Here is an 18,957-nt window from a genome sequence, read left to right on the forward strand (position 1 = left end):
GTGTGAACCGCTGTATTCCGTGGAGAAAAAACAGAAGGAGCACAGGAAAATGATAATTATCCAGTTAGTATTGTATTGTCTGCTTTTTACGGGAATGGTGAGACTGTCGGTGCGCGGCGGAGCGATTGACGGATTGTATTTTTATCCGGAACCGGTGCAGGAGAGGGCGATTGCGATTGGTCTGACAGACCGTGATACGGTAAGGAGAAAAAAGAAGCGCTTTATGACCTCGTTTTATCTTGTGATGCTGGCGGCGCTTCTGCTGATTGTCGGCTTCTGGAACCGGGCGGCGGATTTTAAGACAGCCTATCTGCAGTCGCTGCTTTTTCTGGAAGTGATGAACTGGTATGACGGAATCGTGATTGACAAAATCTGGGTGGGACACAGCAAATTCTGGGTGCTCCCCGGAACAGAGGATATTCCGTTTGTCCAGACCTGGAAGCAGGTATTGAAGAAGCGCGGACTGCTCACATTAATATGGGTCGTGGGAGCCGCTGTCGCAGCGGGGCTGGTGGTTTTGCTTTTTTAAAAGTCTTCCGTCCTTCCAAAGCGCCTGCACCGGACAATAAACCGTAGCGGTTTACGGAGCAGGCGTCCTGTTCATCCAGAGCGCCTGCTCCGGACAATGCATTGTAGCGGCTTACGGAGCAGGCGTTCCCACCTCAATCAGATTGCCGTCTAAATCGTAAAAGCGGATGACCTTTTTCCCGGAGGTATACGTCGTAAGAGGGGTGACGTACTGAACGGAGGGGTAAAGCTGTTTCAGTTTTCCGGCAAATGCTTCGATATCCGGCTCCTCAAAATACAGCTCACAGGAATTACTTTGCAAAATAACCTCTTTCCCAAGACACGCTTTCCAGATTTTTTCCTCCTGCAGTACAAAACCTTCCGTCAGAATTACGTTTCCGTCGCTGTCGAGGATCACATCCAGACCAAACAGGTCATGATAAAACTGCTTAGATTTTTCGATATCTTTCACAACAATCAAAATATTCTTTAACTTCATTGCCGGTACCTCCGGAAAAGTGGTAATTGAAAAGCAGTATATGTATCAATTCTATTATAACGGAAGACGCCTGGGCAGGCAAGCGTAAAACCGCTTTTTTTCAGAGCTGGGAAGATTCGCAAGCGGCTGATAAACCAGGGTTATAGCAGTATTCTTTATTGGCATTGTACATTCTGGGTAATAGTATTTATAATTTAAACTGGAAACAGGATAACAGCCAGAAACGGACGCTTTGTCGTCCGTGTTAAGAAAGATGAGGTAATATTTATGGAGTTTATTACACTGAATACAGGCGCAAAGATGCCGCAGGAGGGCTTCGGGGTATTTCAGATCCCGGACGCCGCGCAGTGCGAGCAGGTTGTTTACGATGCGATCAAAACGGGCTACCGGCTGCTGGATACGGCGACCGCATATGCCAATGAGGAGGCTGTCGGAAAGGGCGTTGCGCGGGCAATCGCGGACGGTCTGACGACAAGGGAAGAGCTGTTTATCACCACGAAGGTATGGGTGAATGATATGGGCAGCGAGGAAGCCGCATACGAGGCGGTGAAGGCGTCGCTTGGAAGACTTGCGATGAATTACGCGGACCTGATTTTGCTGCACCAGCCGATGAAGGATTATTTTGCGGCATACCGCGGCATCACAAAGGCTTACCGGGAAGGGCTTGCAAAAGCAATCGGAGTGGCAAACTTTTATCCGGCAATCCTTGCGAATCTCTGCGAGACGGTGGAGGTCATTCCGGCAGTCAACCAGGTGGAGCTGCACCCGTTCTTTGTGCAGGAGAGCGCGCTGGAAAACATGAAAGCGTACGGTGTCATCCCGCAGGCATGGGGACCTCTGGCGGAAGGAAAACATGGCATCTTTACCGACCCGGATCTTGTGGAAATCGGCGCAAAATATGGAAAATCGGCGGCGCAGGTAGCGCTCAGATGGAATGTGCAGCGCGGCGTGTCCATTATCCCGAAATCGGTGCATGTAGAAAGAATGCAGCAGAATATCGATATCTGGGATTTCACGCTCACAGAAGAGGAAATGGCGAAAATCGCAGCCAAAGACCTTGGACACAGCGAAATTGTAAACCATGACGACCCGGCGTTCGTGAAATTTGTATTGAATCTGCACTGAAAGCAGGGACCGACCGCCAGACCTATGTTTACGGGAGAATGTGCCGGGAGCGACTGAAGCGGATGTCACGTATCTTCCGCCTGCCAGACCCGCGTTTACGGTGCGTACCCGGAAAACGCCAGGGTTCTCACAAATTTTATGGGATAAGCTGCGCCCTCCGGTACTGCGTCGGCGTGCCGCCGGTAATCTGCCGGAAGGTCTTGGTAAAGTAGCTGGGGCTTTCGAAGCCGCAAAGATTGCTGATTTCCAGAACCGAGAGGTCGGATTCGCGCAGCAGGATGCAGGAGCGCGCAATCCGATAGCGGATAAGGTACTGAATCGGGGAGAGATGCAGCACCTTCTGGAAGCAGCGCAGGCATTCGCGCTCGCAGATATTGGCGTGCGCCGCCAGCTCGGCGACGGTGACGCGGCGCGTATAGTTTTCCTGCAGATAACGGAGCATCTGCTTGATGCGGGCGTTCTCGGAAGCCGTTGCCGCGGACGTTTCCGCCGCTGGAGCGTTCCGATAGCAGTACAGATCAAAAAATATTTCGGACAGCAGGCTCCGCACCGTAAATTCATAGCCCTCCGGCTCGTTCTGACACAGCCGGACGGCTTTTTTTATGCGCGAAAGAATCTCCGCGTGCCAGGATACAGTTCTGCGCAGGATAAGCGTCTGGAACGCGTCCGGAGCGGAGAGCGGCTGCACGTATTTCTGGTACAGGACACTGTCGCGGGAGCCGTAAATCAGACGGCCGTGGAAGACCAGGTCGCTTTTTTTTAAGGAGCCCGCCGGAGCAACCTCCACTGTGTGCAGCGTGCCGGAATTCAGAAAAATACCGTCGCCCTCGCCCAGCCGGAATTCCCCCTGCGGGGTATGATAAGTAACCGCACCGTGAAAGACATAAGAGCATTCGTATTCCTCGTGCCAGTGCCACGGGACCTGGACCTCCGGCGACGCATTGTAGCAGCCGCACGGGAAAAGTCCGGTGCCGTGCTGCTTCAGCTCCTGCCCGTTGGCGTTTACTGCATCAGAGTGAAAAATGGATGTCATAAGCCTGCCTCCTGTAAATCGACCGTTTTGCGCTGCTGCCTGCGCCAGCCTGCCGCCCGGTTCATAATCGCTTATAATATAGTCGCTTTTGTTATAGTATATAGCGGTTTTATTATAGAAACAAGTGAAAAAATTCTTTATTATTACAAAAATAAAACACGTGGGAGGCAGTAAAATGACAAAGAATATGACGGAGGGAAAGCCCCTTGGGCTGATTATCGGATTTGCGGTGCCGATGTTTCTGGGGATGCTGTTTCAGCAGTTTTACAGCATGGTGGATACGATTATCGTCGGGCAGTTTCTTGGCGTAAATCCGCTGGCAGGGGTCGGCGCGACAGGCTCTCTGAATTTTCTTGTAATCGGATTTGTGACGGGGGTCTGTAACGGATTTGCGGTGCCGGTGGCGCAGATGTTCGGCGCGAAAAAGGAGAGCGAGCTGCGCCGGTATGTGGCAAATGCCGTGTGGGTGACGGTATTTCTTGCGGTTGTGCTGACGGCGGTTGTCGTGGGCTTCTGTCGTCCGCTGCTTACGCTGCTGCAGACGCCGGAGGATATTTTTGAGTATGCGTATGTCTATATTGTGATTATTTTCTGGGGAATCCCGTGCACGTTTCTGTACAATATACTGGCGGCGGTTATCCGCTCGCTGGGGGACAGCAGGACACCGGTCGTATTTCTGGCGCTTTCCTCGCTGATTAATATTGTGCTCGATATCGTGTTTATTGTGGTATTTCACATGAACGTTGAGGGACCGGCGCTGGCGACCGTGATTTCGCAGGGCGTCTCCGGGCTTATCTGCCTGTGGTATATCCGGCGGAAATTCCCTATCCTGCGGATGAGCCGCGAGGAATGGCAGCCAAAACGCAATTATATCTGGAAGCTCTGCTATATCGGAATCCCGATGGGGCTGCAGTATTCGGTGACGGCAATCGGCACGCTTGTCATCCAGGTCGCCATCAACGGCTTCGGTGCGCTTGCGGTGGCGGGCGTGACCGCCGCACAGAAGATTAACAACTTCCTGTGCTGCCCGATTGAGGCGCTCGGCGCGACGATGGCGGCTTACTGCGGGCAGAATATGGGAGCAAACCGGATCGACCGTATCAAAAAGGGCGTGAAGGATGCGCTGCTCTGCGGCTTTGCTGTATCCATCGTGCTGCTTGGCGTGGTGCTGCTGTGCGGCCGCCAGCTTTCACTGATATTCCTGGATGAACCGAATGAGCAGGTGTTGGATTATTCGTATCAGTTTCTGGTTGCTTCGGCGGCAGGTTACTGCCTGCTGACTATTGTGAATGTCGTAAGATTTACCATCCAGGGAATGGGCTTTTCGGTGTTCGCCATCACCTCCGGCGCACTGGAAATGCTCGCGCGCGGAATCGCCGGCACGGTGGTAGTCGCCGCGGTGGGCTTTATGGGAATCAGCCTGGCAAATGTGATGGCGTGGGTGTTTGCGGACTGCTTCCTGCTCCCGGCATTTGCGTACTGTATCCGCGTTACGCAGAAAAAGCTGGGCGGGTCTGAACCCGGAGGACGGAAGGTGTGGAAAAAACGAAAATTGCAGACGCTATTGACAGAACGCGGTGCGTGATGCTTTTACGCTGCAGATTGATAAGTAAATATAGAAAACCGGTGAAATGCGGACACATGGACAGAGCATATACCTTAAAGTATAAACTGGTAAACAAAAAGGAACTTCTGACGGAGTTCTTTTTTGTTTATAATTAAAAAAAGCAGGAAAGTAAGCTCCGGCAGAGCAGAAGGAACACAGGCAGCAGAAAGAACACAGGCAGCAGCGGGAGGGAAAGGCAAATGGCAGGAGGTAAAAAAAGAAAAAGACGCATCTGGAAAATTATCGCCGTGATTCTGGGCATTCTTGTGCTTGCTGGAATCGTCTGGTATGCAGTGCGGCGCGTGCAGACGGGCGAACGGCTCAGAGAGGGGCAGCAGTCTTATCAGCAGGCAGAGCTGACATCGGAAGAATACGTACAGAGCACAGACGGGCAGGCGCAGAACGGAACGGCAGGCGAAGAACAGGCAGAGACAGTGCAGGCAGGTGCAGAGCAGACGGAAGCGGCGCAGGCGGATTCATCTGTTGTATTTTTTACATCTGATATCAGCCCGGAGGGGCTGCGGGAAGTGTATGACGCTCTTGCGTGGACACCGGAGGGAAGTGTGGCGGTGAAGCTGAGTACCGGGGAGCCGCCCGCCAGCAATTATCTGGAGCCGGAGCTCATCAGGGAGCTGGTGCAGTCCGTGGATGGCACCATTGTGGAAAACAATACCGCTTACGGCGGTTCCAGAGCGGAAACAGCCATGCATATGCAGGTGGCAGAGGACCACGGATTTACAGATATCGCGGATGTGGATATTCTGGATGCGGATGGTTCGCTGGAAATTCCGGTGGAGGGAGGAAGCAGACTTACCTCCAACCTGGTAGGCTCTCATTTTTCCGATTATGATTCCTATCTGGTGCTTTCCCATTTTAAGGGTCATGCGATGGCGGGCTTTGGAGGCGCTATCAAGAATATTTCCATAGGTATGGCGTCGCAGGAAGGAAAGTGCCTGATTCATACATCCGGAAAAAGCCATACAAGTCCCTGGGGAGGAGATCAGACTGGCTTTACGGAATCTATGGCGGAGGCGGCAAAGTCCGTATCGGATTACCTTGGAGACGGCGAGCGGATCGTCTATATAAATGTGCTGAACAATATTTCCATCGACTGCGACTGTGACGGCAACCCGGCGGAACCGGATATTCACGACATCGGAATCGTAGCGTCCCATGACCCGGTCGCCGCCGACCAGGCGTGCATCGACCTTGCGTTTGCCGCGGAGGGAAGCAAATCCCTGCAGAACCGGGTGGCGTCGCGGGACGGTCTGCACACGCTGGAACATGCGGAAGAAATCGGTCTTGGAAACAGGGCTTATCAACTTGTAAATCTGGACTGAGCGGAAGAGGTCATTTGTCTGCGCCGATCCGTGAACCACAGACAGAAGAACAGTTTTTGATAAACAGATACCCCGGCGGGAACGCCGGGGATATTTCATGCCTGCCTGGACGCATCAGATTGGCGGGAGCGTCCGCTTATCAAGATACGCCGGTATACTCAGCACGCCGTTGCAGACCAGCTCGGTGGCGACGTCGATAAATTCATCCAGGGGAATCCGTTTCTTATCCGCCACCCATTTGCGGTACATGCCCAGGCAGGACATATTCAGGTAGGCGATGATAATGTTTTTCATATACGGGCTGACCCTGCCCAGGTCATCCACATGGCGCTGGTTACTGTCGCTGATTTTGCGGTTGATCCGGTCGCTGATGTATTTAAAATTTGCGTTGCAGATAATCTTTTCGTGCAGCGCGTCCTGCTGTGCGAAGCACAGAAGAAAGGTGCGGGCGATTTCCCGCTGATCCGAATAGCCGTTCATCGCATTTGTTTTCTGTACATAGCCGTCGGCAATCTCATCAATCAGCTCATTTAAAAGCTCATCTATGGAAGCGTAATGCAGGTAGAAGGTCCGCCGGTTGATATCTGCGCGCTCCGTCAGATTTTTAATCGTAATCTGGTCATAATCCATTTCTATAAGCATTTCCCGAAAGGTTTTTCCGATAGCCGCGCGGGTTTTCCGTGCGCGCATATCCTCCTGCTTCTGTATCATCATATCTGCACTCCTTACATAGTTTGTACACTTTTATCACTTTCTCGGAATCTGCCGAAACGAAAAGAGAAAAACTGCCGGAAATAATGCACATTTTTCTGCTGCGTGAGAATTATTACACAAATCTGGACCGGGTGTTGTAGTGTTTTTATATGCATTTATTATAATAGAATTATAAAAAATATACAACAAAAACAAACGCGAAGCAAATTTTAAATGGATTTGCGAAAATTACTGCGAACGAAGTGAATAGTAATGTTGTATATAAAAACGAAGGAGGGAGGAGGATGGAGTATCTTTCACTGAAAAACGGGGTAAAAATGCCTCTTGTCGGGTACGGCGTTGCCGATATCAGGGATGAAGCCCGGTGCGGGGCTCTGCTGGCGGAAGCACTTGCGGCAGGGTATCGGATGATTGACACGGCGGCGGCATACGAAAATGAGAAAGCAGTGGGAAACGCTGTGAAAAAGAGCGGAATTCCGAGAGAAGAACTATTTCTTACGACAAAAATATGGATTCAGGATTATGGATATGAAAAAGCGAAAAGAGCGTTTCAGAAATCCCTGGAGCGTCTGGGAACAGATTATATAGACCTGTATCTGATTCACCAGCCAATCGGCGATATCCATGAGACCTGGCGAGCAGTGGAAGAGATGTACCGGAAGGGTTACGCCAGAGCGGTGGGAGTATCGAACTTTGAAATGGGAAAGGTGGCGGAGGTATCCGTCTTTCACAGTCAGATGCCTTATGTAAATCAGATTGAAATGAATCTTTTGTGCCAGCAGAAGGAGCTGCTGCAATACCTGAAGGAGAACGGGATCGCGGCGGAAGCATGGGGTGTTTTTGCGAGAGGCACAATGGGGATTCTGGAAGAGCCGGTGATAAGAAAGCTTGGGAGAAAGCACAAAAAGACACCGGCGCAGATTATTCTGAGATGGATGACGCAGAGAGAGGTTCCGGTACTGATACAGTCGGAAAATGGTGTGCATATGAGAGAAAATCTGGATATTTTCGATTTCAGGCTGGAAGAGGAGGAGCTGGAGCAGATTGCAGAGCTTGATCTGGAGCGGAGCGTATATCTGAATTACAGCCTTCCGGAGACAGTCGCCCGGCTGGGAACCGCCCGGTTTAACACCTGAATGCAGCGCAGCGGACTGCGGTATCCGCTTTTATACCGCACACAAAAATTAGGAGGAAAGAGAAAATGCTGGATATTAATATGAGTGACGTTATGAACGTCCTGGGGCTTATCCGCCCTTATCTGATTGCTTTCGGAGTGATTCTTGCTGCGGCAGTGATCCTCATTCTTGCAGTCAGAAAAGTAAAAGAACCGCGAAGATACCTTATTCGGTCACAGGCGAGGGTTGCCGTTGTAATCTCGCTGATGGTTGTGGTCAGTCTGATCTGTACCGGACCGTTATCGACCCTGCTCTCTCTGGTGAGCGGGTCCGGAGCAATTACGGCGGACACGCAGGCAGCGGCGGAAGCGCTTGGCATGGAAATTGCCGACGAGGGCATTGTGCTTCTGAAAAATGAAGAGAACCTGCTGCCGATGACGGATAATAAAAATCTGAATGTGTTCGGCTGGGCATCCACCAATCCCGTTTACGGCGGCACGGGCTCCGGAGCGCTCTCGGATGCTTACGAGATTGTCAATCTGACAGCAGGTCTGGAAAATGCCGGATTTTCGCTGAATACGGAGCTGTCTGATTTCTATACGCAGTATCGGGCGGACCGTCCGGTGGTCGGCATGTGGGAGCAGGAATGGACGCTGCCGGAGCCGTCCGTGGACAGCTACACGGAGGATATGCTCAATAGCGCGAGAGAATTTTCCGATACGGCGATGGTTGTTTTCTCCCGTCCGGGCGGAGAGCATATCGACCTTCCGGAAAATATGGAGGGGCTGAATTACACCAACAATTCAGACGAATACGAAGACTTCACCGAAGGAATGCACTACCTTGAGCTGAGCCAGAGCGAGCGCAACATGCTGGAGCTGGTATGTGATAATTTTGAAAATGTAATCGTCATTTACAACGGCGCTAATACGATGGAGCTGGGCTTTGTAAACGAGTATCCGCAGATTAAGAGCGTGCTCTGGGTTCCGGGCACTGGTCAGAACGGCTTCAATTCCCTTGGCAGCATTCTGGCGGGCGGGGTGAATCCCTCCGGAAAAACGGCGGATACCTTTGCGGCGGATCTGACGGCGTCCCCGTCCTTCAACAATTTCGGCGATTTTACATATGACAATATGGAGGAATTCCGGATTGCCGACAGCGACCAGTTTGTGCCGGGAGCGCTTCCGCATTTTGTGAACTATGTGGAGGGCATTTATGTAGGCTATCGTTTCTACGAGACGGCGGCGGAAGAGGGACTGATTGATTACGACGAGGCGGTCACGTACCCGTTCGGATACGGACTTTCCTATACAACCTTTGCGCAGGAAATGGGAGAGCTGACGGAAGAAGACGGAATCCTTTCCGTGGATGTGACCGTGACAAATACGGGCGATACTGCGGGCAAGGATGTCGTGGAGCTTTATTACAATCCGCCGTATACCAACGGAGGAATCGAAAAAGCTTCCGTGAATCTGGCGGCCTTTGACAAGACGGATGAGCTGGCTCCGGGAGAATCCCAGACGCTGACCTTAAGCTTTTCCGCTGAGGATATGGCTTCCTACGATTACCGGGATGCGCAGGCGTATGTGCTGGAGGAAGGCGATTACGAAATCAGCCTGCGGACAGATTCCCATACGGTTGTGGATACACAGACCTACACGGTCGATGAGACGGTTGTCTACGGAGAAGAAAACAAGCGCTCCACGGACGAAGCGGCGGCGGTGAACGCCTTTGACTTTGCGGAGGGCGAGGTGGAATACCTCTCCCGTGCGGACGGATTTGCAAATTATGAGGAAGCGGTGGCGGCTCCGGTGACCTTTAGTATGCCGGAAGCGGACAAGGCGCTGTTTACCAACAACTCCAACTGGGAGCCCCAGGAGGATGCGGAGGCGGTAATGCCGGTAACAGGCGCAAATAACAGACTTACTCTTGCAGATATGCGCGGTCTGGATTATAATGATGAACAGTGGGAGGCTCTTCTTGACCAGCTCACAGTGGATGAGATGAATCAGCTTGCAGCGCTGGGCGGCTACCAGACAGCGGCGGCGGAAAGCGTGGGAAAAGTGCAGACGACAGACTGCGACGGACCGGCATCCATCAACAACAACTTTACCGGCGTTGGCTCCATCGGATTCCCCTGCGGCGTTATGATTGCCAACACCTTTAATGAAGATATTGCCAGAGAATTCGGACAGAGCATCGGCACGATGGCGGATGAGATGAACGTGTCCGGATGGTATGCTCCGGCAGTAAATATTCACAGAAGCGCATTTGCGGGACGGAACTTTGAGTATTATTCCGAGGACGGACTCCTGGCAGGCAAAATCGCTTCCCAGGCAATCCAGGGCGCGGCTGAGCACGGCGTATATGCTTACGTGAAGCACTTTGCAATGAATGAGCAGGAAACGAACCGCTGGGAAATGCTCACCACCTGGTCTAACGAGCAGGCTATCCGCGAAATCTATCTGAAGCCGTTTGAGCTTGCCATCAAGGAAGGCGGCGCGATGGCGGTCATGTCCTCGTACAACTACATCGGTTCGCAGTGGGCGGGCGCGTGCAGCTCCCTTCTGGAAACGGTGCTCAGAGACGAGTGGGGCTTTGAGGGCTTTATTCTGACCGATTATTTCGCAAGCTTTGGCTATATGGATGCGGCAAGGTCGATTTATAACGGCGGCAGCACCTGTCTGGCAAGCTATGACACAGGAACAAACTATATAACCTATACGGATTCCGCGACCATGATGCAGCGTATGCGCGAAGCATGCCATCGGATTTTCTATACGGTAGTGAACAGCCGGGCATACGAGCCGGAGAACATCAATACCGGGCTGCTCCTGTATCAGATTATTCTGATTGCGGCGGATGTGATCGTGGCAGTGCTGCTGATACTCTACGAGGTATTCCGTGTGCGTAAGGTATATAGAAAACGGAAAGATGCCGCGCATGTTGTGAGCGCAGAAGAGCTGAAAGCAGAGTAGAATCGGGGCAGGCTTTGGCGGGAATACCATAAGCCTGCCTTTCGAAACAGGCATGTATATGCACGAATCATCACAACAAGGAGAACACGATGAAGCATCAGGAAACGATTAAAAAAATGACATTAGAGGAGAAAGCGGCTTTTTTAAGCGGAAAGGGCGAGTGGCAGACATGGGATTTCCCCCGCCTGGGTATCCCCTCCATGTATTGCTCGGACGGACCGCACGGCATCCGTAAGCAGGCGGGAGCGGGCGACCATCTGGGGCTGAATCCGTCTCTTCCGGCAACCTGCTTTCCGACGGCGGCGACGATGGCGAACAGCTGGGACCCGCAGCTTGGCAGCGAGATTGGAAAAGCGCTGGGAGAAGAAGCGGCGGTGCAGGGAGTGCACGTCGTGCTCGGACCGGGACTGAACATCAAGAGAAGCCCGCTGTGCGGACGAAATTTTGAATATTTCTCCGAGGACCCGTATCTTGCCGGAAAGATGGCGGCGGGATATGTGCAGGGCATCCAGAGCCAGGGCGTGTACGCCTGCCCGAAGCATTTTGCGGTGAACAGCCAGGAGCTCAGAAGAATGGCGATGAACGCGGTGCTCGATGAGCGGACGCTGCGGGAGATTTATCTGACCGGCTTTGAGATTGCCGTAAAAGAGGGCGGCGCCGGAGCAATCATGACGAGCTACAACCAGGTGAACGGCACCTATGCCAATGAAAATGAGCACCTGCTGAAGGATATCCTGCGCGGCGAGTGGGGATATAACGGTATTGTTATCACAGACTGGGGCGGCTCCAACGACCACATCAGAGGCGTGGCGGCAGGATCGGACCTGGAGATGCCGACGCCCGGAATGGATTCCGCCCGGCAGCTCGTGGAAGCGGTGCAGACGGGAAAGATTTCGGAGGAGACGGTGGACGCCTGCGTGGACCGGATGCTGGAGGCGGTGCTCACGCTGACCGGAGGGCAGAAAAAGACGGCGGAATTTGATGAGGAGGCGCATCATGCGCTTGCCCGCAGGGCGGCGGCGGAAAGCGCCGTGCTTCTGAAAAACCAGGAGAAGATACTTCCGCTGAAGCCGGGGACCAGGGTGGCGCTGATTGGAGATTTTGCCTTTGAGCCCCGCTACCAGGGCGCCGGTTCCTCGATGGTAAATGCCACAAAGCTGGATAAGATGTCGGAGCTGATAAAGGAATACAATTTGAACGTTGTCGGTATGGCGAAGGGCTATATGAGAAGCGGAGAGATTAACGAGGTAATGGAAAAGGAGGCGGTGGATCTGGCGCAGTCGGCGGATGTGGTGCTGTACTGCTTCGGGCTGGATGAGCTGAGCGAGTCCGAGGGCATCGACCGTACGCATATGAGGATTCCCCAGAACCAGGTTACGCTGCTGGAGGCGATTGCCCGCGTCAATGAAAATATCGTGGGAATCTTAAGCGCGGGAGCGGCGGTGGAGATGCCGTGGCACACGAATCTCAGAGCGCTGCTGCACGTCTATCTGTACGGACAGGCGGGAGCGGGAGCCGTGCTCGATATCCTTACCGGAAAAGTCAATCCGTCCGGCAGGCTGAGCGAGACCTGTCCGATACGGTACGAGGATACGCCGGCGTTCCGCTATTTCCCGGCGGCGGAGAGAAATTCCGAGTACCGGGAGGGCCTTTACGTGGGATACCGCTATTACGATACCGCGAAGGTGCGGGTGCTCTATCCCTTTGGTTTTGGCTTATCCTATACGGAATTTGCATACAGCGATTTGAAGGCAGACCGGGACGGCGTGGAATTTACCGTCAAAAATACCGGAAAGATGGACGGTGCGGAGGTGGCGCAGCTCTATGTGGGACTGCCGGATGCCAAAGTTTTCCGTCCGGAAAAGGAGCTGAAAGGCTTCCGGAAGATTTTTCTGAAAGCGGGAGAGAGCAGGCAGGTGCGCATTCCGTTTGACGATAAGACCTTCCGCTACTGGAATGTGCGGACAAGCCGCTGGGAGACGGAGGGCGGCGTTTATACTGTCATGATTGGCGCAAGCTGCCTGGACATCCGGCTGAGGGCGGAAGTGACGGTGGAGGGCACCACGGAAACCTACCCCTACTACACAAACCGGATGCCGTCTTATTACTCCGGGCTTATCAGCCAGGTGGAGGATAAAGAGTTTGAAGAGCTGCTCGGACATCCGGTTCCATCGGGCAAATGGAGCGGAAATCTGACGGTGAACGACGCCATCTGCCAGATGTATTATGCGAAGAGTCCCATTGCGCGGTTCGCTTATAATAAGCTGACGCAGATGAAAAAGAAGAGCGAGGAAGCCGGAAAACCGGATCTGAATATCCTCTTTATTTATAATATGCCGTTCCGTGCAATCGCCAAGATGACGGGCGGAATGGTGAGCATGGAAATGGTGGAAGGAATCGTGACGATGGTGAACGGTCATTTCTTCCGGGGACTGGGGCGCGTTATCGGCGGATTTTTCCGCAATCAGAGCCGGAACCGGAAGTATGTGAAGCGCATCACGGAAAAATAGAAGAGGCACAGGCAGGAAAAAGGATGAGGGGAGGCGATGGGGATGTACAACCCGCAGCTTGAAACATTTCTCCGGGTGGCGGATGCAGGCAGCTTTAATAAGGCGGCGGAGCAGGCGTATATTACACCGACGGCGGTCATCAAGCAGATCAATCTGCTGGAGGCGGACCTGGACGTGAAGCTTTTTGAGCGGACGCACCGCGGACTGATACTGACGAAGGCGGGCAAATCCTTATATAATGATACAAAATATATCATTCAGTATTGTAAGGATTCCGTCATCCGGGCAAGGAACGCGATGCAGGAGGACGATAATGTGATACGCATCGGCACCTCCCCGATGACGCCGGCGGGCGTGCTGGTGGAACTGTGGCCGAAGATTCACGAGCTCTGCCCGGAGATTAAATTCCAGCTTGTTCCCTTTGAAAATACGCCGGAAAATGCCAGAGAGATTCTGAAAAATCTCGGACAGAATATTGACGTGGTTGCGGGCATCTTTGACGATACCATGCTGGATCTGCGAAGCTGCGACGGTTTTGAGATTTCCAGACAGCCCATCTGCTGCGCGGTGTCCGTCCACCACCGCCTTGCCGAAAAAAATATGCTGACGGTACAGGACCTGTACGGGGAACGGCTGATGCTGATGCACCGGAACTGGAGCCATTACGTGGACGTGCTGCGGGACGACATCTGGCAGAACCACAGCCAGATACAGATCGTGGATTTTGATTTTTACAGCGTGGATGTATTTAACCGCTGCGAAAACAGCAACGATGTGCTGATGGCGGTCCAGGCGTGGGAAAACGTGCATCCCCTGCTGAAGGTGATACCGGTGGAGTGGAAGCATTCCATCCCGTACGGTCTGCTCCATTCCCGCACGCCGTCGGAAACGGTAAAGCGTTTTCTGGAATCCGTCCGGGAAGTATTGCAGCAGTAAAGCGTTTCCGGCATTCATCCAGAATGCCGTGCGCCGGTAAACACTTTCCGGATGGTATGGGCGGTCGGGATATGGACTTTGCTGTAACCTAAAGGTATAAACAGATGAACAAAACGAGACTTCTGCGGAGGTCCCGTTTTTTTTATACTTATAGAGAAGGATTGCTGTGAAGGGAGTAAACAGTGCCGGAACAGTGACGGGACAGGGCGCCCGCATATTATTACGGCATGGCAGTCAGAACACCGGGCACCAGAAGAAAGGAAAGGGTGAAAGAGAATATGGAAACAAGAATATTGGGGAGAGGTTTAGCGGTTTCGGCTGTCGGTCTTGGCTGTATGGGCTTCAGCCATGCATACGGCGCGCCGACGGAGGAGCGGGATACCATCCGGATGATACGCAATGCGTATGACATCGGCTATACTTTTTTTGACACGGCGGAGGTCTACGGCACTGAGAACGACCCGCATATCAATGAGCAGCTCGTGGGAGAGGCGCTGAAGCCGTTCCGCAATCATGTGCAGATTGCCACAAAGTTTGGCATTCATTTTGACATGACCGGCTCCCAGGTGAACTACCCGCTGATTCCGGACTCCCGCCCGGAAGTCATCAGGGCGTCGGCGGAGGGTTCGCTGAAGCGGCTGCAGACGGATTACATCGATTTGTATTTTCAGCATCGCATCGACCCGGCGGTGGAGCCGGAAACGGTGGCGGAGGTGATGGCGGAGCTGATAAAAGAGGGGAAAATCCTGCACTGGGGAATTTCGGAGACCAGTGAGGAGTATCTGCGCCGCGCCCACGCCGTCTGCCCGGTGACGGCAGTGGAAAACCGCTATTCTATGATGGCGCGGCAGTATGAAGCGCTGTTTCCGGCGCTGGAGGAGCTGGGCGTCGGTCTGGTTGCTTTCTCGCCGATGGCGAACGGATTTTTAACTGGAAAATACGGCAAAGGCGTTCAGTTTGACCCCAAGTATGATTACCGCAGCAACATGCCGCAGTTTACGGATGAGGCGATAGAGCAAAACCAGGGGCTGCTTGCGCTGCTCGGTCACATCGCGGAGGATAAAGAAGCGACGCCGGCGCAGATTTCTATGGCGTGGATGCTCTGCAAAAAGCCCTGGATTGTTCCGATTCCGGGCACCCGCAGGCTGGAGCGGCTGAAGGAAAATGCCGGAGCGGCGGAGGTGCAGGCGCTGGACGACGCGCTGAGCCGGATAGACATGTCGGAGGTATTTGGCGGCTCGAAAATCGTAAAAGGATGAAAGGCTGTCAGAGATTGATAAATATTACAGGAGGCTTCCCGGAATTATGAATAACTTTATTTATGAAAACAGCACAAAGGTTTACTTCGGGCGCGGCTGCGTAAAGGAATTTCTGATTAGTCTGGTGAAGGATTACGACACCATCCTGCTGGCTTATGGCATGGGCTCTGTTAAGAAAAACGGTATTTACGACGAGATACTGGGGATTCTGAGGAAAGCCGGAAAGAATGTGGCGGAGTTTTCGCAGATTATGCCGAATCCGACTTACGAGAAGGTGCTGGAGGGCGCGCAGCTGGTAAAGGAAAGCGGCGCGCAGATGATTCTTGGCATCGGAGGCGGGTCTGTGATGGATTGCTGTAAGGCGGTATCCCTGGCGGCGCGCTGCGAAGCGGCGCCCTGGGAGAATTTCTGGGAGCGTAAGGGGATTATTACATTTGAGCCGGTACCTGTGGGAGTGGTTGTCACGACATCCGGAACCGGAAGCGAATGCAACGGGGCGGCAGTGATTACCAACGAAGAAAAGAAGGTAAAAACCGGGTACGATTATCCGGCATGCAATCCCGTCTTTGCGCTTATGGACCCGGAATACACCTTTACCGTGCCGAAGGTGCAGATGGTCTCCGGCGCTTTTGACAGCCTGTCTCATCTGATGGAAACTTATTTCAGCCGGCCGGATGGGCAGAATGTCTCCGATGAGATTGCAGAGGCGCTGATGCGCAGTATTATCCGCAATCTCGGTCTGGCGCTGGAAAATCCCGGAGACTATACCGCCAGAAGCAATCTGATGTGGGCGGCTTCCCTCTCAGAAAACCGCCTTGTCAAGCTGGGAAAGCAGTGCGATTTTGCCTGCCATCTGATGGAGCATCAGCTCAGCGCCTATACGGACTGCAATCACGGACAGGGCATGGCGGTTCTGCATCCGGTGTATTACCGTCATATCTGTAAAGACGGGGAGGAAAAATTTGCGCGCTTTGCCCGCAATGTGTGGGAAATTCCCGGAAAAGGGAAAACAGACAGGGCGCTGGCGGAAGCCGGAATCGAGGCGCTTGCGCAGTTTATCAGAGAGGCGGGGCTTCCCACAAAGCTGAGAGAATTGGGCGTTGCCGATAAAAAGCAGCTGAAAGAAATTGCGGATTCCTGCCATTATTCTCCGGGCGCTTACCGGCGGCTGGAAACAAGGGAAATCCGGGAGATATTTATGGAGTGCTTCTGAGGGATGGGAGAATCCGGAGAATTCTTGCAGAACGTTTCCGGGGCAGGAACATCCAGGAGATTTTTACGCAGTGGCTTGAAAGAAAATACACTGAGCTATAACCCGAAAGTATAAACTGAGAAACGAAGTGGAACTTCTGCTTCTTTAAAAGAAGAGCTATACTGTCAGTGTCAGGAAAATCAGATGGCGACGGCATCATCTGATGTCCTGCGGCGACAGACGGAAAAACAGGCGGACATGCCTGCCCGGTACGATGCCTGTGGAAATGAATGCAGCGAAATTCAGAAATATGTGAGGAGGATTATCATGGAATATGCAGTATTAAATAATAAAGTAAAAATGCCGATGGCAGGGATTGGAACCTTTCTTCTGACACCGGATGAGGCGGAAAATTCGGTTGCTCATGCGCTGGAGGACGGCTATCGTCTGATTGATACGGCGAATGCTTATGTAAATGAAAAGGCGGTGGGACGCGCCATAAAGAAATCCGGTGTTGCCCGCAGCGAAATATTCCTGGAAACGAAGCTGTGGCCGTCCTTCTACGAGCAGGAGGATGCGGTTGAAAAAACGCTGGCGAGACTGGATACCGATTATATTGACCTTCTTCTGATTCACCAGCCGGCGGGAAATTATGCGGCGGGCTACCGTCTGATGGAGAAAGCGTATAAGGAAGGAAAGGTGCGGGCGATCGGTCTTTCCAATTTCAACGAGGAACAGATACAGGAAATTCTTGATACCTGCGAGGTAAAACCGGCGGTGCTCCAGACAGAGGTGCATCCTTACGACCAGGAGAAAAAGCTGAAGGATTTTCTGGAAAAATCCGAAATGGTAATCCAGGCGTGGTATCCGCTGGGACACGGAGACGCCGCGCTGCTGCAGGAGCCGGTATTTGCGAAGCTGGGAGAAAAATACCGGAAGAGCCCGGTTCAGATTATCCTTCGCTGGCACATACAGGACGGCAACATCGTTATCCCCGGTTCAAAGAATCCGGAGCATATCCGCGATAACTTTGCTTTGTTTGATTTTGCGCTGACAGAGGCGGAAATGAAGGGAATTGCTGCGCTGGATAAGAATAAGAGATATTACACCAGCACGCCGGAGCTGCTGAGAAGCTATGCGGCGATGGTTCCGCCGGTCGACGAGCAGAAATAACGGAAACCGGGATAAAGGAAATTCCGGCCAGGGAAACGGAAGTAAGGAAAAACGAGATGCGAAAACGGAAATTGAAATAAAGAAAAATGAAATAAAAAAATGGAATAAAGAAGGTGGGATAATGATGAAGGCAAAAAAATTATTCGCGGTGATATTAACGGGAATTACGGCAGCAGGGCTTCTTGCAGGGTGCGGCTCTGCTGCAGGCAGCCAGACACAGAGCACGTCCGGTACGGAAGCGAGCACGACAGAAGAGGCGCAGAGCACATCCGGCACAGAGACGAGCACGGCAGAAGCGGCGCAGAGCACATCCGATACTGAGGCGAGCACGACAGAAGAGGCGCAAAGCGGAAAGGTGCTTGTGGTTTATTACTCAGCAACCGGCAATACCGGAGAGGTGGCAGGGTATATTGCAGACGCGATGGACGGCGACCTCTTTGAGGTGGAACCTGCAGAGCCGTACACCGACGAGGATTTAAACTGGACGGATGATAACAGCCGTGTGACACGGGAGCACGAGGACGAAAGTCTGAGAAATGTAGAGCTTGTATCGACGACGGTAGAAGACTGGGATTCCTACGATACCGTATTTATCGGCTATCCCATCTGGTGGGGTATCGCCGCGTGGCCGATGGACACTTTTGTAGAGGCAAATGATTTTACCGGCAAGACGGTCATCCCGTTCTGCACCTCCGCATCTTCGGGGCTGGGAGAGAGCGGCGAGCTTCTGGCGGAACTGGCAGGCACTGGCGACTGGCTGGAGGGAGAGCGCTTCCGCTCCGGCGCAGACGAGGGCGACGTGCAGGAATGGGTGGAAGGTCTCGGACTGTAAGTGCGGTGCGGAAATGAGTGGGCAGCTGCAGGAAAATCATCACGGTGTGGAAATGAGTGGGCAACTGCAGAAAAATCATCACAGTGCAAAAATGAGTGGGAAATCTTAGAGGAATCATCATAGTGTAGAAACGAGAGC

General features: G+C 52.8%; 15 protein-coding genes. 12 read left to right on the forward strand and 3 right to left on the reverse strand.

The window, feature by feature from the left end; genetic code table 11:
• Positions 1-49: 49 nt before the first annotated feature.
• Positions 50-529: a hypothetical protein gene (locus NQ534_RS14595; RefSeq protein ID WP_040782850.1), complete on the forward strand. Its 480-nt coding sequence runs from the start codon at positions 50-52 to the stop codon at positions 527-529.
• Positions 530-640: 111 nt separating this feature from the next.
• Here the strand turns inward: NQ534_RS14595 and NQ534_RS14600 are convergent, their stop codons facing one another.
• A complete protein-coding gene (locus tag NQ534_RS14600) occupies positions 641-1,006 on the reverse strand; it encodes a VOC family protein (RefSeq protein WP_006861515.1) in 366 nt (121 codons plus the stop codon).
• Between the two features lie 267 nt (positions 1,007-1,273).
• Here NQ534_RS14600 and NQ534_RS14605 point away from each other — a divergent pair, with 267 nt between their 5' ends.
• A complete protein-coding gene (locus NQ534_RS14605; protein ID WP_006861517.1) occupies positions 1,274-2,131 on the forward strand; it encodes an aldo/keto reductase in 858 nt (285 codons plus the stop codon).
• 136 nt (positions 2,132-2,267) lie between these two features.
• Here NQ534_RS14605 and NQ534_RS14610 read toward each other — a convergent pair whose 3' ends face one another.
• Complete coding sequence (locus NQ534_RS14610; protein WP_006861518.1) at positions 2,268-3,164, reverse strand: AraC family transcriptional regulator; 897 nt, start codon at positions 3,162-3,164, stop codon at positions 2,268-2,270.
• Positions 3,165-3,339: 175 nt separating this feature from the next.
• Here NQ534_RS14610 and NQ534_RS14615 point away from each other — a divergent pair, with 175 nt between their 5' ends.
• Positions 3,340-4,749, forward strand: coding sequence for an MATE family efflux transporter (locus tag NQ534_RS14615; RefSeq protein ID WP_006861519.1), 1,410 nt, complete (start codon positions 3,340-3,342; stop codon positions 4,747-4,749).
• 455 nt (positions 4,750-5,204) lie between these two features.
• Positions 5,205-6,110, forward strand: a complete 906-nt coding sequence (locus tag NQ534_RS14620) for a DUF362 domain-containing protein (protein WP_416388632.1) — start codon at positions 5,205-5,207, stop codon at positions 6,108-6,110.
• A 114-nt stretch (positions 6,111-6,224) separates the two neighbouring features.
• On the opposite strand, the gene NQ534_RS14625 is transcribed toward NQ534_RS14620, so the two are convergent.
• Positions 6,225-6,824: a TetR/AcrR family transcriptional regulator gene (locus NQ534_RS14625; protein WP_006861523.1), complete on the reverse strand. Its 600-nt coding sequence runs from the start codon at positions 6,822-6,824 to the stop codon at positions 6,225-6,227.
• 284 nt (positions 6,825-7,108) lie between these two features.
• On the opposite strand from NQ534_RS14625, the gene NQ534_RS14630 reads away from it, so the two are divergent.
• From NQ534_RS14630 to NQ534_RS14665, 8 genes are all read left to right on the forward strand, one after another.
• The gene (locus NQ534_RS14630) at positions 7,109-7,960 is read left to right on the forward strand and encodes an aldo/keto reductase (RefSeq protein WP_006861525.1); all 852 of its coding nucleotides are present in this window, start codon (positions 7,109-7,111) and stop codon (positions 7,958-7,960) included.
• Positions 7,961-8,025: 65 nt separating this feature from the next.
• Positions 8,026-10,917 carry a glycoside hydrolase family 3 N-terminal domain-containing protein gene (locus tag NQ534_RS14635; protein ID WP_006861526.1) on the forward strand — a complete coding sequence of 964 codons (2,892 nt, stop codon included), beginning with the start codon at positions 8,026-8,028 and terminating at the stop codon, positions 10,915-10,917.
• An 89-nt stretch (positions 10,918-11,006) separates the two neighbouring features.
• The gene (locus NQ534_RS14640; protein WP_006861527.1) at positions 11,007-13,427 is read left to right on the forward strand and encodes a beta-glucosidase; all 2,421 of its coding nucleotides are present in this window, start codon (positions 11,007-11,009) and stop codon (positions 13,425-13,427) included.
• A 42-nt stretch (positions 13,428-13,469) separates the two neighbouring features.
• The gene (locus NQ534_RS14645) at positions 13,470-14,363 is read left to right on the forward strand and encodes a LysR family transcriptional regulator (RefSeq protein WP_040782855.1); all 894 of its coding nucleotides are present in this window, start codon (positions 13,470-13,472) and stop codon (positions 14,361-14,363) included.
• Between the two features lie 278 nt (positions 14,364-14,641).
• Positions 14,642-15,622, forward strand: coding sequence for an aldo/keto reductase (locus NQ534_RS14650; RefSeq protein ID WP_040782939.1), 981 nt, complete (start codon positions 14,642-14,644; stop codon positions 15,620-15,622).
• A gap of 46 nt (positions 15,623-15,668) precedes the next feature.
• On the forward strand, positions 15,669-16,835 hold the full coding sequence (locus NQ534_RS14655; RefSeq protein ID WP_006861530.1) for an iron-containing alcohol dehydrogenase: 1,167 nt from the start codon (positions 15,669-15,671) through the stop codon (positions 16,833-16,835).
• 306 nt (positions 16,836-17,141) lie between these two features.
• A complete protein-coding gene (locus NQ534_RS14660; RefSeq protein WP_040782940.1) occupies positions 17,142-17,987 on the forward strand; it encodes an aldo/keto reductase in 846 nt (281 codons plus the stop codon).
• Between the two features lie 121 nt (positions 17,988-18,108).
• Positions 18,109-18,819: a flavodoxin gene (locus NQ534_RS14665; protein WP_330371610.1), complete on the forward strand. Its 711-nt coding sequence runs from the start codon at positions 18,109-18,111 to the stop codon at positions 18,817-18,819.
• Positions 18,820-18,957 lie beyond the last annotated feature (138 nt).

This window comes from Marvinbryantia formatexigens DSM 14469, assembly GCF_025148285.1.
Taxonomy (GTDB): Bacteria; Bacillota; Clostridia; order Lachnospirales; family Lachnospiraceae; genus Marvinbryantia; species Marvinbryantia formatexigens.

Excerpts from the sequence above, each read along its gene's own strand:
- NQ534_RS14595 (WP_040782850.1), top strand. The coding sequence starts at position 50 with ATGATAATTATCCAGTTAGTATTGTATTGTCTGCTTTTTACGGGAATG.
- NQ534_RS14600 (WP_006861515.1), bottom strand. The coding sequence starts at position 1,006 with ATGAAGTTAAAGAATATTTTGATTGTTGTGAAAGATATCGAAAAATCT.
- NQ534_RS14605 (WP_006861517.1), top strand. The coding sequence starts at position 1,274 with ATGGAGTTTATTACACTGAATACAGGCGCAAAGATGCCGCAGGAGGGC.
- NQ534_RS14610 (WP_006861518.1), bottom strand. The coding sequence starts at position 3,164 with ATGACATCCATTTTTCACTCTGATGCAGTAAACGCCAACGGGCAGGAG.
- NQ534_RS14615 (WP_006861519.1), top strand. The coding sequence starts at position 3,340 with ATGACAAAGAATATGACGGAGGGAAAGCCCCTTGGGCTGATTATCGGA.
- NQ534_RS14625 (WP_006861523.1), bottom strand. The coding sequence starts at position 6,824 with ATGATGATACAGAAGCAGGAGGATATGCGCGCACGGAAAACCCGCGCG.
- NQ534_RS14630 (WP_006861525.1), top strand. The coding sequence starts at position 7,109 with ATGGAGTATCTTTCACTGAAAAACGGGGTAAAAATGCCTCTTGTCGGG.
- NQ534_RS14635 (WP_006861526.1), top strand. The coding sequence starts at position 8,026 with ATGCTGGATATTAATATGAGTGACGTTATGAACGTCCTGGGGCTTATC.
- NQ534_RS14640 (WP_006861527.1), top strand. The coding sequence starts at position 11,007 with ATGAAGCATCAGGAAACGATTAAAAAAATGACATTAGAGGAGAAAGCG.
- NQ534_RS14645 (WP_040782855.1), top strand. The coding sequence starts at position 13,470 with ATGTACAACCCGCAGCTTGAAACATTTCTCCGGGTGGCGGATGCAGGC.
- NQ534_RS14650 (WP_040782939.1), top strand. The coding sequence starts at position 14,642 with ATGGAAACAAGAATATTGGGGAGAGGTTTAGCGGTTTCGGCTGTCGGT.
- NQ534_RS14655 (WP_006861530.1), top strand. The coding sequence starts at position 15,669 with ATGAATAACTTTATTTATGAAAACAGCACAAAGGTTTACTTCGGGCGC.
- NQ534_RS14660 (WP_040782940.1), top strand. The coding sequence starts at position 17,142 with ATGGAATATGCAGTATTAAATAATAAAGTAAAAATGCCGATGGCAGGG.
- NQ534_RS14665 (WP_330371610.1), top strand. The coding sequence starts at position 18,109 with ATGATGAAGGCAAAAAAATTATTCGCGGTGATATTAACGGGAATTACG.